The organism is [Clostridium] ultunense DSM 10521 (genome assembly GCF_000511955.1).
GTDB classification, from domain to species: Bacteria; Bacillota; Clostridia; order Tissierellales; family Tepidimicrobiaceae; genus Schnuerera; species Schnuerera ultunensis.
The window spans coordinates 117,432-133,722 of sequence record NZ_AZSU01000001.1; the positions used below are offsets into that span (position 1 = coordinate 117,432).

Below are 16,291 nucleotides of genomic sequence, written 5' to 3' on the forward strand. Positions count from 1 at the left end.
TTGGATGAAACCTGAGGCAATAAAAGATTGTTTCCTAGTAAATGGTCGAGTGGAATTGACTGCAAATGTAGAAATATTTGAAAGAATAAAAAAGCCACCTATATACGAAGTAGTAAGAGTAATAAATAAAGTACCATTGTTTTTAGAAGACCATTTAGATAGGATGAGGGAGTCTGCAAAGATAGTGGATTATCATATTGAAAGAAAAGATAAGGATATAGAAAAGGATATAAAAGAGTTAATTAACAAAAATGGCATTGAAAATTTAAATGTTAAACTATTATGTACAGATATTGAAGGGATGGGACAGATATTCTTAGCTTATTTTATAAAAAGTTTCTATCCGCCAGAAGAATACTATAAAGAAGGTATACACACTATATTATTCCACTACGAAAGAGAGAATCCTAACGCTAAGATTCAGATGGCATCTTTTAGAGAAGAGGTAGCAAGAGAATTAGAAAAAAACAATGCCTTTGAAGCCCTATTGGTAAATAAAGATGGATATATCCCTGAAGGTAGTAGATCCAATATGTTTTTTGTAAAAGGAGATAGAATATATACTGCTCCTAAAGGAGATGTCCTACTAGGTATTACAAGAAAATATATACTCCAAGTATGTGAAAAATTGAATATAAAAATTATTGAAGAAAATATACATATGGAAGATTTGAAAAAATTAGATGGAGCTTTCATGTCAGGCACCTCGGTAAACGTTCTTCCTATCTCAAGTGTAGATGATATAAAATTGGATTCAGTAAATAATAGAATTATAAAAGAAGTGAATAATCTATACGTAAATAAGATGAAGGCATATATAGAAAGTAAAACCTTGTAACTATTATGATATGCTCCCCTTGTAGTAAGCAGTAAAAATTAAAACTGTTTAATACAAGGAGGAGTATTTTTTATTTTTCTATTGACAAAAAAACAACATTAGTGTACCATATAATTAATACACCAGGACATTAGGACGATGGAGGTGAAAGGATGGATTTTAACGAAAATCTTCCAATATATATTCAGATTATGAATCTATTAAAGAGTAAGATGGTTTCGGGAGAAATTAGTGGAGGTGATAAATTGCCATCAGTAAGAGAATTTTCAAAGGAATTAAAGGTAAACCCCAATACAATCCAAAGAGCCTATCAGGAATTAGAGAGAGAAGAATTAGTTTTTACTCAAAGGGGAATGGGTACCTTTGTTACGGAGGATATAGAAATAATTAAAATGTTGAAAAAGAATATGGCTACAAATGTAGTGAATAATTTTCTAATGGAGATGAAAAAATTAGGATTTAACTCCAATGAAATAATAGAAATTGTATCAGAATGGGTTGAAAAGGAGGAGAGAGAATGAAGAATATTGTAGAAATTAATAGTCTTACTAAGAATTATTTCAATAAAAGAGCCTTGGACAATATAAGTTTAAATATTGAAGAAGGAAAGGTAGTAGGTATATTGGGGCCTAATGGCAGTGGAAAAACTACTTTAATAAAGATACTAACCGGACTTTTAAGGCAAACAAAAGGTGAGGTTCTTATAGATGGACATCAAATAGGAGTATATACCAAATCCATAGTCTCCTATTTACCTGATAGAAACTTTTTATATAATTGGATGACTATAAAGGATGCTTTTGAATTTTATAAAGATTTCTATACGGATTTTGATGAAAAGAAATTTGAAGATTTATTGGATTTTATGAAATTAGAAAAGAGTATGAAAATAACTTCCCTTTCAAAAGGGATGCATGAAAAATTAAATTTAACTTTAGTATTATCTAGAAATGCAAAACTCTATATATTAGACGAACCAATAGCAGGAGTAGATCCAGTAGCAAGAGATCAAATATTAGATGCCATAATAAATAATTACAATGAAAACAGCTCTATGTTAATAACCACTCATCTAGTAAGGGATATGGAAAATATATTCGAAGATGTAGTTTTTTTAAAGGATGGGGAGATAGTACTAACAGGCAATGCAGAAACCTTAAGAGAGGAAAAGGGTAAACAAATAGATGATATCTACAAGGAAATATTTGGAGAATAGGAGGGAAGACATGGGTAGATATATTAAATATGAAATAAGAGGCTCTTATAAGTTTATACTAGGAGTATTGGCTTTAGTTCTAATACTTACAACAGGAATATACGCCTATATATCTAATGCTAGAGAAGGTTCAGCATTAGGGGCGACATTTACAGGTCTATCGGTTTTAGTTATATTTGGAACATTGCTAACTACATTTTTATATATAGTAAATTCTTTTAGAAAGGAATTATATGAGGATAGAGGATATTTAACCTTTACATTGCCTTTGACAGGAAATCAAATATTAGGTGCTAAACTAATAGTAGCTTTTATGTGGTTTGTCCTTTTAGGAGTGGTCATAGCAATATATAACGGTATTATGGTATTAAGTTTTAGTCCAGTTAAAATCAAGATTTCTGAATTGTTTTCTATGTTAAAAAATATGAACATACCCTATAGAGAATTAGTGGTTTTTGGTTTAACAGCTATTATTGGTGGGGTTAGTACTCTAATACTGATATATTTCTCCATGGCTTTAAGTAGAGTTACATTTAGAAATAAAAAAATTGGCGGTTTCTGGTTTGTAATATTCTTGGTACTAAGTGGAATAGTAACCTATGGACAGGTGAAAGTTATTCAATTATTACCATACTATCTAGATCTAAACACATTTAAAATAGCATCTTCCCATATGCTAAGCTATGGATTTAATATTACCATTAACAATGGTGGCCTTATAATGAATGGGGATTTAGGAGGTACTATACTAAATATTGCAGGATTTATATATAGTATAGTAATAGGAGTTTTGATGTTTTTAGGTACTGGATATTTAATTGAAAATAAGATTGATTTATAAAAAAACAAAATCCCCTTTTTGGGGATTTTTATTTGCGTAAAACCACCCCGATTTGAATCGGGTTGCATATAGGATTTTTATCAGGTATTATTATGGTAAATAGAGCTTGTATATTAAAAAACGAATGGGGAGATAGAGATAATGTTTGAAAAATTTTTATTTGCAATGGTTATTGTTCTAACATTATTTGTTATTGGATCCAGAGAACAAAATAATATACTTATAGCTGAGAAAGATGATGCAATAGAGTGGAATAATTATGAGATAGAAGATATTCAGCAACACCTTTTCTAAAGTATAAAAGATTTAATCCATTGTAATCCCTATGTTGTATACAATAGTCTATGCCTAAATCGGAGTACTTTAAGGCACTTTCATGGATATCAAGCCGGTGATAGGTATAGGATAAGTTATAGCATATTTTAGGATAAAGTTTCTCATTTGGATCTACTATTTGTATACAGAACTCCATTATTTCTAAGCTTTTTTCTGTAGATTCAATTTTATTAATTAAAAGAGCTATGTTCATTAGAATTCTTGATTCCATAGAACTGTAGATAAGGTTTTTATAGTTATTTAATGAAAATTCAGGTGTAGTTATTTTCATAGCCGCTATTAATTTATCAAGCGCTTCATTAATTTTACTATATTTCTTATTTAATATTATGGATTCTATTAATAATATAAGTTGGTTTATTAGATTGATGAAGTAAGTATTAGATTCAGTATGGAGCAAAGCCTTTAAATCATCTAATTCTACTGATAAGGTTTGGTATTCGTCTCTATCTATTTTAGATTCTAATCTATTTCTTATTTCTTCAAAGGCCTGATAATTATTTAGTCTATAATTTAGTAAGAGTTGGTTTAAATCTTTTTTAAGTATAGGGGAAAGTAGGTCTAAAGTTTTTTGGATAGGAATTACTTTACCATTTTCAATCTTTCGTAAGGTATCTTCATGGATTCCTGACAGTTCACAGACATCTTTCTGAGTAAACCCTAAATTAGTCCTAATGCTACGTGCTTCTTCCCCGAAAGCCTGAAGATTATAATACATAATATCTCAACCCCTTTAAATTAACCTTCAAAGCAACCCAGATTTGAATCTGGTTGAAATTTCATTATTTAATATATATTATAATAAAAAGGTTGTGGGCATGTAAAGATAAGGTTTCTTCAAATTAATAGTAACATTAGATTTTTTAATGATATTTTTTAGAAAGGAGAGCTATCAGTAATATGAACAAGACGAAGGTGATTACATTATTATTAATTTCTATATTAATATTCATTACATTTGTATCAGGCTGTAATATAGTTGATACTTTCAAAGAAGAAAAACCTAATACGGAAAATACATTAGTATGGCATTTGTCATCAAGTAATGTTACTTTTTGGGACCCGCATTTGAGTAACAGTAGTGATGTGGTTAATATTGCACGTCAAATATTTGAAGGATTAACTGTTTTAAATGAGGATGGATATGAATTAGGCGTTGCAGAAAGCTTTACAGTGTCTTCCAATGCCGAAGGGGTAGATAATACTGTATATACTTTTAAATTGAGAGATGATGCTAAATGGTCAGATGACAAGGATGTAACAGCTTATGATTTTGAATATAGCTTTAAAAGAGCATGTGAACAAAAGGGTGATATCTCTGAAGTGTACCAATTGTATATAAAAGGAGCAGATAAATATATAAATGGAACGGGTAGCAAAGATGATATAAGAGTAAAAGCATTGGATAAATATACATTGGAAATAGAACTTAATGAACCAACTCCATATTTCATGGAAATTTTAGCAATGCCTCAATTTCTACCTGTGAGGGAAGATATAATAGAGACTGCAGGTGAAGGATGGGAAACAAATCCAAAAACATGTATATCAAATGGTCCATTTAAGCTTTATTCATACGAACCTGGTTCCCATATTTTGCTATCTAAGAACAACAGCTATTATAATAAAAATGTTAAAGTATCATATGTAAAGTGTCTAATCAATACACAGAACAAGGATATAAATCTCATGTATGATAATGATGAAGTTCATATAATGAGGATATTCCCTTATGGGAACATAGATGAAGAGTCTTTGCTATATTCAAATTATATTGGAACTTCTTACATAGTGCTTAATACTGATAAAAAGCCATTTGATGATGTTAACATTAGGAAAGCATTTGCTTACGCTATTGACAGTAAATACTACTGTGAAGAAATTTATTCAGACAGTATGCAAGCATATGGCTTTATACCATCTGATATAAAGCTTAGTGATGGTACTCCTATTGGAGAAAAACGTAAAGATGTAGATTATCTATTGAACGTTAGTTCAGAAAAGGCAAGGGAATTATTAAATATAGCAGGATACAATGATGATTTTCCACAAGTTAAACTGACTGTAGATGATGAAAACTATGGAAACATTTTTAAGAGCATGCTTGAGAATAATTTGAACATTAAGGTGAAACTTGAAGTAGTAACATTTGAAGAACTCATAGATAAAAGTAATACTGGTGATTTTGAAATGATTACCAACTCATGGAGAGCAGATTATAATGATTCTATGACGTTCCTTTCTAATTTCAGTACAAACTTAAATGATAATAATTTTTGGTATAATCAATATTTCGAAGATGCAATAGCAAATTCTGCCGTAACTGCAGGAATAGAAAGAGACGAGTATCTAATTGGTGCAGAGGAAATATTGATTGAAGAATTGCCCGCTATTCCAATAAATCATTACCGTATGTGCTATCGCTTCAATGATAAGCTATTAGAAAATTTAAAGTGTGATGTATTAGGGAATTTAATTTTTAAGGATTGCATTTTACTTTCTGACAATATTAAAGTAAATGATATAGAAGGGTTAGAAAATGATGAAAATAGAAATATTTATAGATTTGATAATAGGAACAGGATTGAGGAAATAGATAAAAATGGTTATTTTGAAGACAGTGCAGGATATAGATTTGATAAGTATATAGTAAGTGAGCATTTTGAACTATATTATAATTCAAACAATGAATTAAATGAGCTTTATGCTTCAAATTCTATCAAAACATTGGAAGAAGAATATGACAGAATATTAAGCTTCCTAGATGTAGATGAAGAAAACATGCCTGTTGTTAAAATCAATATGTATGATAATTATGAAGCTTTACGACAGAATATAATCAAAGAGCAAAGTGTTGATTATGAAGATAAGAGCATAAATGTAGCGGGTTATGCTGGAAATAGCAATACATTTTATTACACCTGGAAGTATAAAAACGGAAAGGTTGGCAGGCTTGCGGAATTAGATACTACTGTATTACATGAATTTGTCCACAATGTGACAATGGCGTTAGCAAACGAAAAGCGTCATGATAGTTGGCTTATGGAGGGAACAGCAATGTATTTGGCACAGCATAAGGATAGGCAAGAGCCCTACTACGATGAATTGCTAGAGCAGGGGATACCTGAAATATATACATTAAAAGTGCCCAGTGAGGATGTATATAAATACGGTTACAGCATGGTTGAATATATTGTTGAAACCTACGGTAGGGAAAAACTGGTTGAATTGCTAAGAGAATATGGTGATATAGAAAAAGTCTTGGATATTTCTGAAAGTGAATTCAGAGATGAATGGGTAGAATTTTTAAATGATAAAATAAATTATTAAGTTTTACAAACAAATTAAAATACACTACCTAATGAAGTAAATTGACATTTTTATGGAAATCTATTATCTAAACTACATTCATATTATAAACATAGTTTTCAGGATTTGCCTATTCAAGGTAAAAAAGTCATTATAGGGATTAAGTAATAGATTTACGTTCTAAGGAAAAAACCTATAAACAAATTACAAAAATATTGTGGGAAAAAGGATATACAGGAAACTATAAATATAATTCACTCTATTGCAGATGGAGAGAGTTAAGCGAAAGTTTTTGTTGCTTATTCTTTTAAATCACTTTTTAAATTTTGCTAGTGCCTTTAGTTAGATAGGTATAATATTTGGATATAATATATAATATAGATAATACTATAGCAAATTATTTTCATATCAAATGGAGGCTAAAATGGGGAAAAGATTATCTTTATCCATTGGCATATTTTTTGTTTTTTTAATACTTTTTATTACAATAATACTCATAAGTGAATATAGGAATATGGACAGATTAAAAATAGAATACCCTAATATTCCAAAAGAAACCTATGATTATAGAAAATCCAGTTTAAAAATATGGGCTATAAATTTAATGCTTAAATTTTTAGTTCCTCTTTTATTCTTGACTACCGGATTATCTAAGAAAATAGGGAGTTTTGCAGAAAGCAATGGTAGGAATCTATTTTTAACCGGAATTATCTATGTAATATTATTTTCAATAATCGACTTGTTGATTTCATTACCTACTAATTTTTATGGTGGGTTCATTTTAAAACATAGGTATGATCTATCCAACCAAACCCTATTTAGATGGTTAGAGTTGACATTTAAAAGTTTTGCCTTAAATACAGTAGTATTTTCCTTATTTATATGGTTTCCCTATTACTTAATATATAGAAACCCTACCAGATGGTGGTTATATTTAGGGTTATTATCTATACCTGTTTTTGCTTTTATAACTTTTATCTCTCCTATGTATATAGACCCTATATATAATAAATATACATCCATAGAAGATGAAGAATTAGGAAAGGAAATAAAACAACTTTTAAAAAAAGCAGAAATAGAAGATGCAGAAATATATAAAGTAGATAAGAGTCGGGATACTAAAGAGATGAATGCTTATATGACAGGAGTTTTTAAATCTAAAAGAATAGTTCTATGGGATACCACCATGGAAAAGTTGGATAAAGATGAAGTGCTATCTGTTACTGCCCATGAAATTGGCCATTATATAAAAGGACATATCTGGAAGAGTATAATATTAGGAGGCTTGTTTTCAGTAGCTTTAATGTACTTAGTACATAGGACTTCTAATTGGATACTTATCAATTCCAATGGAGTATTTGGATTTAATAGATTATATGATATAGCTTCTATTCCTTTAATTATCTTAGTATTAAACTTCTATATGTTTTTCGCAAATCCAATAATTAATTTTAGCTCTAGACAGATGGAAAGGGAGGCCGATATGATAGAAATACAATTGACAAAAAATAAAGAGGCAGCTATATCTACTATGTTAAAACTATATGAAGGCAATTTAAGTATTTCTAGGCCGAGTAAATTATTTAAAATATGGTACCATAGCCATCCTACAGCAGAAGAAAGAATTAAGTTTTTCACTGAATATTAATATTCTAATAGATAATCTTTAAGGCCTTTTCTAGAGTTAAGTCTTTTTAATTTTTTTAATGCTTTATTTTCAATTTGCCTAATTCTTTCCCTTGTCAGATCATATTTATTTCCGATGGCCTCTAGAGTTAAGGGATCATTTCCATTTAAACCGAATCTAAGCTCCAAAACCTCCTTTTCTTTGGGAGATAATGTATTTAGTATTTCTATTAATTGTTCTTTTAAGCTTTCTGAAATAATTATATCTTCAACGGAAATATCTTGGCAAGGGATATAATCTTGAAGTTCTACATAGTTTTCATCTGAATCTGTATTTATGATAGAATTTAGAGAAGTAAAGTTAGAATAGTTTTTCTTGTAGTAATGAATTAAAAAATATTCTTGTTCTGTCATATTTGCTTCGTTACATAGCTCTTTTAAATCAATTTCTTCGTTTTTAGCCATATAATTGTTTTCCACTGCAGATAGACTGTTAATTTTTTCATATATATAAGCAGGGAGTCTTACCATATATCCATTATTCATTAAGGCTCTATCCATTTGCTGGACAATCCAATAATAGACATAGGTAGAAAAGCTAGTATCTCTAGTAGTATCAAACCTTTCTATACCTTTCATCATGCCAATAACCCCTTCTTGTACTAAATCTTCTAATGTGTAACAAGTAGGATTTTTCATTCTCTTTCTTGCTGCAGAATATATTAGGCCTATATTATTTACTATAATTTTATTCCGAATATTTATATCTTTATTTTTCTTATAAAGGGCAACAAGCTCTTCGTTGGAAATATAATTCTTCTCCCTTAATTCTAAATGCTCAGCCTTCATCTTCATCACCTAGTATATTATATTCTACATAGATTCATAAAATCCTTCCTTTTTAGAAAACTATTGAAGATAAATTTATCCTGTTATATAATTTATATAACAGATAGGAAGGATGAAAAATATGATCATTAAAATTGATTTTGAATCGGAAATGCCTATATATGAGCAATTAAGAAGACAAATAATAGAGGGGATAGCTAGAGGACAATTAGAGAAGGGAGAACAATTACCTTCGGTTAGGCAATTGGCGGAGGATATTGGAATCAATCTCCATACTGTAAATAAAACGTATAATATATTAAAGAATGAAGGTTTTTTAACCATAGATAGAAGAAGAGGGGCTATGGTAAATAATATAATGCCTAAAGCTACAGAGGAATATATAAAGCATTTGAAAGAGGAGTTGAAATACTTAATCTCCAATAGTTATTGTAGGGATATAGAAAAAGAAGAATTTTTGAATATTTGTAAAAGTATCTATGATGAGATATAGATAACTATAAAATTAGGTGGTGAATATAGATGACTGAAAGGTTCATATTAGCGTTAACTAATGGCTTTGTACTTCTATTAGCTCTAATAATCCAGATTATAATGCCTAAAACTACTAGAAAAAATATCCTATTTGGCGTTAAGGTGCCAGAAAATATTATGTATGATGAAGAGGCAGTAGCTTTAAGAAAAAAGTTTATAAAGAACAACCTTTTGATAGGGATTCCTACTTTGTTTATTTTGTCATTTTTGTTATATAGATTTCCTAAGCCTATTTATCCAGTAATTATAGTATTTATCTATTTAGGGATATTATTTCTAATCTATTTGAAATTTAACTCTAAAGTTAAAGAACTAAAAAAGGTAAAAGGCTGGGATGAAAATGGGCAGAAGATAGTGGTTGTAGACATGAAATATAGCAGAGATAAATCCAAATTAGGAATTATATCTCCTTTATGGTTCTTGATACCTTTAGTTTTAGTTTTATTTAATTTTATATTAGGAATAACCTTATACCCTACTTTACCGGATAGGATTCCTACTCACTGGAATTTCCAAGGTGAAATAACTACTTATAGTAATAAATCATATGGGGTAGTACTAATATTACCTATCGTTCAATTGCTAATGTTAGGGATTTTGTACTTTTCTTACTGGACTATTGGTAGGACAAAGCAACAGATAAATCCAAATAATCCTGAAGATTCTTTAAAGAAAAATATCATATTTAGAAAAGCTTGGTCTATTTATCTGTTTATAATCACTTTATTAATTATCTTACTATTTACATCATTAAATTTATTATCTTACGGGATATTTTTTAAGACCATAAAAGTTGTCAATATCCTTAGCTGGATTATATTAGGATTTAGCATAATTGGTGCTATTATATTGAGTGTAAAAATAGGTCAAGGGGGAGAAAGATTAAAACTGAAAGATAATGAAGAGTTAGAGGGGATTTATGCTAGAGATGATGATTATCTATGGAAATTAGGTAATACGATATACTATAATCCAGAGGATTCATCTATCTTTGTAGAGAAGCGTTATGGTGTTGGTTGGACTGTCAATGTAGGAAGGCCTTTAGGGATGCTTTTTATGATATTACCCTTTATTATTGTTATTGTAATTTTAATTATAGTAGCAAGATTATGAGGAAAATATAGATGTTATATAATAATTAAAGTGATGGGTTCCCCATCACTTTAATTATGTCTTCTGGATAAATCCTCCAATAAATCGGAGGTTAATTTATTGATATCTTCAACTTTACTATTGAGTTCTTCAAATTTTTTACTCAATCCGCTATCTTTTGTTTTGCCTAAATCATTAGATGTAAGGAGCATATTTATACTATTCAAATATTGGCTGGTATTCCAATTGTTTTCATCGATTTTTTTAGTCTGGTTTAAGATTTCACCTATTGCTCTTGGATTTTCCATAGGACTCATCCTCTCTTAGTATTACACTTCCCCATATCTAGTATGTGCGAAAAATAGAAAATTATTAAATTTTAAAGAGAAACCATTTATAGGTGTCTACTTCATATTTCAATTCATATATTTTTTGCGTATTATTGATTATACTTTCACATCTATAAAGGATCATCCTATTACCTGCTAATTTTTCTTCTTCAGCAAATAAAATCTTATCTACCTTTATTACTTTATATATATTGTTTTCATCTATAATTCTATATCTTAATGGAATTGGCTTTTCCTTAGTAGTAAACCAAGCAATCATCTCTATTGGTTTCATCAATATTTTCATATAATACCACTCCTAAAAAATACTAGACATCATAGGATAATCTTCTTCTGCCACTACCCCTCCGATAATAGGTTTTATACCAGAGTAGAGGAAGCAAGAGCGAATTACAGAATTATATCCATATCTATTTCTTATTTTATCTATGGTTTTATCTAAGATTTCTTCTCTTGGATCATAATCCTCTAATAAAGAAAGCTGACAGAATTCATTAGAATAAAGTTCAGATATATTTACGGAAAAACGCCTTATAGGTTCTTCGTTCCAAATCTTATCAAATAGTTTTTTAGCAGTTTTATATATAGCATTAGTAGAATCTGTAGGTATATCTAGTTTTTTTTGGTGGGAATAGGAATGAAATTGGTGGCTTTTCAAAGATATAGAAATTACCCTTCCACTTTGTTCTAAATCTCTTATTCTCATGCCTACCATTTCCGATAGTGCCAATAGAAACATGTAACTTTCCTTCCTATTATCTACATCATAAGAGGTGGTAGTAGAATTGCCTACAGACTTTACTGGAAGGGGAATATTTCTTACAGGGGAATTTTCTATTCCATTGGCATATTCCCATATGAGAAGGCCAGGTTTTTTTAACCAGGAGTAAATATACTCCCTATCCAGTTTAGCCAATTCTCCTATTGTAAATACACCTCTTCCGTTAAGTTTCTTTTTAGTCTTAGAACCTACCATAAATAGTTTATCTACCGGCAATGGCCACATTTTATCTTCTATCTCGTAATGAAACAGGGTATGTACTCTATCAGGCTTTTTGAAATCTGAAGCCATTTTAGCCAATAGTTTATTTGGACCTATACCAATATTCACAGTAAAACCTAATTCATTTTTTATTCTTTCCTTTATTTCATAGGCAATGTCTAGGAAATTTTGTTCAGTATCATAAGAATAATCTAAAAAAACCTCATCAATAGAATATCTTTGTATATAGGGAGAATATTCCTCTAATAAATCTACCATGGAACTACTAGCCTTCATATATCTCTCATAATTGGGAGGAATAATGGTTAGATTAGGACATTTCTGTTTAGCTGAATAAATGCTTTCTCCTGTTAGGATCCCATACTTTTTTGCGGGTATGGATTTAGCCAATACTATACCATGCCTTTTGGATTCATCGCCTCCTACTATTGATGGTATATTCCTTAAATCTGTACTTTCTCCATGTTGTAATCTATAGGCTGCTTCCCAAGAAAGGTAGGCAGAATTAACATCTATATGGAATATAATCCTGTGTTTCATAAAAATCCCTCCTAGGCCCATTATAGCAGAACATACGTTTGCTGTAAATAAGAATTTAATATTTTTGAAGATTACAAGGATAGTATAATTATTGACGGGATTTTGGGTTATATATATAATAGTATGAAAATTAGATTAAATTATAGGAGTGGATTAAATGAATATAGATGAACTAACTATTAACACTTTAAGGGTTTTATCAGCAGAGGCTGTAGAAACGGCTAAATCTGGGCACCCAGGTTTACCTTTGGGGGCAGCTCCAGCTGCATATACTCTTTGGGCAAAGATAATGCGCCATAACCCTAAAAATCCAAATTGGGTTAATAGGGATAGGTTTATTCTGTCGGCAGGCCATGGGTCTATGTTATTGTATTCTCTATTACATCTATTTGGATATGGCCTAGATAAGGAAGAATTAAAAAACTTTAGACAATTGGATAGTAAAACTCCTGGCCATCCTGAATACGGTCATACAATAGGAGTAGAAGCCACAACTGGCCCTTTAGGGCAAGGATTTGCCAATGGTGTTGGGATGGCCATGGCAGAAGCTCATTTAGCAGCATACTTTAATAGACCAAGACATAATATCATAGATCATTATACTTATGTTCTCTCTGGAGATGGGTGCTTAATGGAAGGAATTAGTTATGAAGCAGCTTCTTTAGCAGGCCATTTAGGATTAGGGAAACTTATTGTACTTTATGATTCCAATTCTATTACAATAGAGGGAGGCACTGATTTAGCTTTTACGGAAAACGTACCTAAACGTTTTCAGGCCTTAGGTTGGGAGACTTACAGAGTAGAGGATGGGAATGATATAGAAAAGATCGAAGAAACCATACTAAAAGCTAAGGAAAATACTTCTAAACCATCATTAATAGAGATAAAAACGGAAATAGGTTATGGTTCCCCAAAACAAGGAAAAAGTTCTGCCCATGGAGAACCTTTAGGGGAAGAAAATTTAAAAGAGCTGAAAAATTATTTAGGCTGGAAGGAAAAAGAAGAATTTACTGTACCAGAAGAAGTTAAAGAACATATGAAAAAGTTGATAGAAAGAGGAATAGAGGCGGAAGAAGACTGTAAGAGAAAATGGGAAAGATATAAAGAAGAATATCCAGATTTAGCTAAAGAATTAGCAAAGTGGATGGATTTAGAAATTCCTAAAGATTATTTAGAATCTGAAGAGTTTTGGAGCTTTGAAAAAGATATCTCCACAAGGGAAGCCTCTGGAATATTAATAAATAGATTGGCAGAGAAAGTACCTAATCTAATGGGGGGTTCTGCAGATTTAGCACCTTCCAATAAGACTACCATGAAGGAAAGAAAGGTTTTTTATTCTGATGATTACACTGGTTCTAATATCCACTTTGGAGTAAGGGAACATGCTATGGGAGCTATATTAAATGGAATGGCTTTACATGGTGGGTTAAGGGTATATGGTGGAACTTTTCTTGTATTCAGTGATTATATGAAACCCGCTATGAGATTAGCAGCCCTTATGAATCTACCAGTAACCTATGTATTAACCCATGATAGTATAGGGGTAGGAGAAGATGGACCTACTCACCAACCTATAGAACATCTGGCTATGTTAAGATCTATGCCAAATATGACGACGATTAGACCAGCTGATGCTAGAGAAACATCAGCAGCCTGGTATAGGGCATTGACAAAAGAAGGTCCAACAGCTTTAATACTTACAAGACAAGGGTTACCTCTTTTGAAGGGAACTGGAAAAGAAGCTTTAAAAGGAGGATATATATTAAAGGAAGATGAAAAAGTGGATATAATCCTAATGGGAACTGGTTCTGAAGTTCAGTTGATTTATGAAGCATCAAATAAGTTAAAGGAGAAGGGAATTGGTACCAAAGTGGTAAGTATGCCTTCTTGGGAAATATTCGAAGAACAAACTGAAGAATATAAGGAAAAGGTATTGCCTAAAGAAATAACAAATAGATTAGCAGTAGAAGCAGCCTCTTCCTTGGGATGGCATAAATATGTAGGTAACAATGGAAAGGTTTTAGGCCTTAAGGATTTTGGGGCTTCTGCACCAGGAAATGAATTATTTGAAAGATTTGGATTTACAGTAGATAGAATAGTAGAGGAAGCATTAGAACTATTAGAAGATAAATAAAATTTGACAGGTATTGCTAAGTATTTAGAACTGTAGTATTATATGAAATATAATAGGGTAGGCTTTGCACACCCATTAAAATATTATAGGGTAGGGACTATTCGAATTAACGCCTGTGAAGATAGTAGGTTACGAGGTCAATAAAGCAGGAAATTCTAGTAGTGATGCTAGAGGCCCATCACTTCAGTGATGGGAGGTTCACTTAGATAAAAATTTAATAGAATAGTATAGGTTGCTATTTAGCATTAATAGGGAAACAGGTGAAATTCCTGTGCGGTCCCGCCGCCGTAAGGTGTTTTAGTAGTTTATAATGCCACTGGAAAACTGGGAAGGCAAACTACTTATATAAGCCAAGCCGGAAGACCTGCCTATACTTGCACAACGATAACTTCACGGGGAATGAAGGGGTTGTAGATACAGAAAACAAAACCTTTCAGCTTGAAGTTGGAAGGTTTTTTGATTTGAAGATGAGGAGGAATATTATGAATAAAAAATTTAAGGTGATTTTATCGATTTTAATAGTAACATTGCTGGTATTTGTTGGTTATAAGGCTTTTTTAAGCCCTAAAGGAGTAGAAGGAGCTAAGGCGGTTACAATCCGCGTAATTAATGAAAATGAGGATGTGAATAAGACCTTTGAATATAATACAGATCATGAATTCTTATTGGAATTATTAGAGGAAAAGCAAGAAGAACTAGGAATAACTTTTGAAAAATATGATTTTGGTACTATGGTGATAGGAATGCTAGACTATGTTGCAGATCCTAATAAGCAGGAATATTTTCACATAAGTATTAATGGCGAAGATGCATTAACAGGTCCAGGAGAAATACCTCTGACAGATGAAGATGTTTATGTTTTTGAATTGAAAAACTATTAAGGCCATGAAGATAAGAGATATTGCTCTTATAGGGATTCTAAGTGCAACTATAACGGCAGGAAAGTTGGCTTTAAGCTTTATACCTAATGTTGAAATTGTTACTTTATTATTTATTGTATATACTATTGTATTTGGTTATAAAAAGGTTCTTCTAGTATCCCTAGTATTTACAACTACTGAAGTATTTATATATGGATTTTCTACCTGGTTTCTTGTATATTATATGATTTGGCCTTTGCTTATAATAATAACGGAGTCAATGAAAAAAAAGGTAAAATCCGAATATGGTTATGCAACCATTGGAGCTATATTCGGCTATTCTTTTGGAGCCTTCTTTGCTGTAGTAGAATCCTTTTTCTATGGGGTAGCCTATGGATGGACTTACTGGGTTAGAGGTATACTATTTGATCTGCTTCACGGCACTTCTAATTTTATAATAATTCTAGTTCTTTTTAAGCCAATAATAGATATATTGACAAGGCTTAAGAAATCTTATTATAGAAATAAAAACTAAGGCATTGCTGAGACCACTGAAAAGTACTTAATTTGTCATTCTAAGCATTGGTGAAGAATCTATAAATGGCATAAAAGCAAGATCCTTCACCTTCGGTTCAGGATGACAATCTGACTTTTTCAGTGGTCTCGGTATTGTCCTAGCTTTATTTAAAACTATTTAAATAGTACTGGTATTGATTTTTCTGTAAAACTTTCATTATATATGTTAAAATGATTTAAGTAGGAC

Annotated in this window: 16 protein-coding genes and 1 riboswitch; of the genes, 11 read left to right on the plus strand and 5 right to left on the minus strand. The window is 31.0% G+C overall.

Features of this window, described 5'->3' with window-relative positions; translation table 11 throughout:
* Positions 1-4: 4 nt before the first annotated feature.
* The 4 genes from CUL_RS0100645 (at position 5) to CUL_RS0100660 (ending at position 2,895) form a co-directional block, all read left to right on the plus strand.
* The gene (locus CUL_RS0100645; RefSeq protein ID WP_005586980.1) at positions 5-838 is read left to right on the plus strand and encodes an aminotransferase class IV; all 834 of its coding nucleotides are present in this window, start codon (positions 5-7) and stop codon (positions 836-838) included.
* A 152-nt stretch (positions 839-990) separates the two neighbouring features.
* Positions 991-1,359: a GntR family transcriptional regulator gene (locus CUL_RS0100650; RefSeq protein ID WP_005586981.1), complete on the plus strand. Its 369-nt coding sequence runs from the start codon at positions 991-993 to the stop codon at positions 1,357-1,359.
* Entirely contained in the window at positions 1,356-2,054 is a 699-nt protein-coding gene (locus CUL_RS0100655) for an ABC transporter ATP-binding protein (RefSeq protein WP_025640220.1), read from the plus strand. Before CUL_RS0100650 ends, CUL_RS0100655 begins: the two co-directional genes overlap by 4 nt.
* Positions 2,055-2,064: 10 nt before the next feature.
* Positions 2,065-2,895: a hypothetical protein gene (locus CUL_RS0100660; protein WP_005586983.1), complete on the plus strand. Its 831-nt coding sequence runs from the start codon at positions 2,065-2,067 to the stop codon at positions 2,893-2,895.
* 220 nt (positions 2,896-3,115) lie between these two features.
* Here the strand turns inward: CUL_RS0100660 and CUL_RS0100665 are convergent, their stop codons facing one another.
* Positions 3,116-3,949, minus strand: coding sequence for a helix-turn-helix domain-containing protein (locus CUL_RS0100665; protein WP_025640221.1), 834 nt, complete (start codon positions 3,947-3,949; stop codon positions 3,116-3,118).
* A 182-nt stretch (positions 3,950-4,131) separates the two neighbouring features.
* Between CUL_RS0100665 and CUL_RS0100670 the strand changes: the two genes are divergently transcribed.
* Together CUL_RS0100670 and CUL_RS16380 are read left to right on the plus strand one after the other, a co-directional pair.
* Positions 4,132-6,561 carry an ABC transporter substrate-binding protein gene (locus CUL_RS0100670; protein ID WP_025640222.1) on the plus strand — a complete coding sequence of 810 codons (2,430 nt, stop codon included), beginning with the start codon at positions 4,132-4,134 and terminating at the stop codon, positions 6,559-6,561.
* Between the two features lie 403 nt (positions 6,562-6,964).
* Positions 6,965-8,188, plus strand: coding sequence for a M48 family metallopeptidase (locus tag CUL_RS16380; RefSeq protein ID WP_051403464.1), 1,224 nt, complete (start codon positions 6,965-6,967; stop codon positions 8,186-8,188).
* Here CUL_RS16380 and CUL_RS16385 read toward each other — a convergent pair.
* Complete coding sequence (locus CUL_RS16385) at positions 8,185-9,015, minus strand: sigma-70 family RNA polymerase sigma factor (protein WP_005586990.1); 831 nt, start codon at positions 9,013-9,015, stop codon at positions 8,185-8,187. The two genes, CUL_RS16380 and CUL_RS16385, sit on opposite strands and share 4 nt — an antisense overlap.
* A gap of 121 nt (positions 9,016-9,136) precedes the next feature.
* Between CUL_RS16385 and CUL_RS0100685 the strand changes: the two genes are divergently transcribed.
* Both CUL_RS0100685 and CUL_RS0100690 read left to right on the plus strand, forming a co-directional pair.
* On the plus strand, positions 9,137-9,508 hold the full coding sequence (locus tag CUL_RS0100685) for a GntR family transcriptional regulator (RefSeq protein WP_005586991.1): 372 nt from the start codon (positions 9,137-9,139) through the stop codon (positions 9,506-9,508).
* 29 nt (positions 9,509-9,537) lie between these two features.
* A complete protein-coding gene (locus CUL_RS0100690) occupies positions 9,538-10,662 on the plus strand; it encodes a DUF1648 domain-containing protein (protein WP_005586992.1) in 1,125 nt (374 codons plus the stop codon).
* Positions 10,663-10,712: 50 nt separating this feature from the next.
* Here the strand turns inward: CUL_RS0100690 and CUL_RS0100695 are convergent, their stop codons facing one another.
* The 3 genes from CUL_RS0100695 to CUL_RS0100705 all read right to left on the minus strand — a co-directional run bounded on the left by CUL_RS0100695 (position 10,713) and on the right by CUL_RS0100705 (position 12,534).
* On the minus strand, positions 10,713-10,949 hold the full coding sequence (locus CUL_RS0100695; protein ID WP_005586993.1) for a hypothetical protein: 237 nt from the start codon (positions 10,947-10,949) through the stop codon (positions 10,713-10,715).
* A 64-nt stretch (positions 10,950-11,013) separates the two neighbouring features.
* Positions 11,014-11,277 (minus strand): hypothetical protein, encoded by a 264-nt coding sequence (locus CUL_RS0100700; RefSeq protein ID WP_005586994.1) that lies wholly within the window; start codon positions 11,275-11,277, stop codon positions 11,014-11,016.
* Between the two features lie 12 nt (positions 11,278-11,289).
* Complete coding sequence (locus CUL_RS0100705) at positions 11,290-12,534, minus strand: DNA polymerase Y family protein (RefSeq protein ID WP_025640223.1); 1,245 nt, start codon at positions 12,532-12,534, stop codon at positions 11,290-11,292.
* Positions 12,535-12,691: 157 nt separating this feature from the next.
* Here CUL_RS0100705 and tkt point away from each other — a divergent pair, with 157 nt between their 5' ends.
* The 3 genes from tkt (at position 12,692) to CUL_RS0100720 (ending at position 16,063) form a co-directional block, all read left to right on the plus strand.
* Positions 12,692-14,668: a transketolase gene (tkt, locus tag CUL_RS0100710; protein WP_025640224.1), complete on the plus strand. Its 1,977-nt coding sequence runs from the start codon at positions 12,692-12,694 to the stop codon at positions 14,666-14,668.
* Positions 14,669-14,880: 212 nt separating this feature from the next.
* Positions 14,881-15,054: riboswitch (cobalamin riboswitch) on the plus strand.
* A gap of 96 nt (positions 15,055-15,150) precedes the next feature.
* Positions 15,151-15,549 (plus strand): hypothetical protein, encoded by a 399-nt coding sequence (locus tag CUL_RS0100715; RefSeq protein ID WP_025640225.1) that lies wholly within the window; start codon positions 15,151-15,153, stop codon positions 15,547-15,549.
* A 4-nt stretch (positions 15,550-15,553) separates the two neighbouring features.
* The gene (locus CUL_RS0100720; protein WP_025640226.1) at positions 15,554-16,063 is read left to right on the plus strand and encodes a hypothetical protein; all 510 of its coding nucleotides are present in this window, start codon (positions 15,554-15,556) and stop codon (positions 16,061-16,063) included.
* The last annotated feature ends 228 nt before the right edge of the window (positions 16,064-16,291 follow it).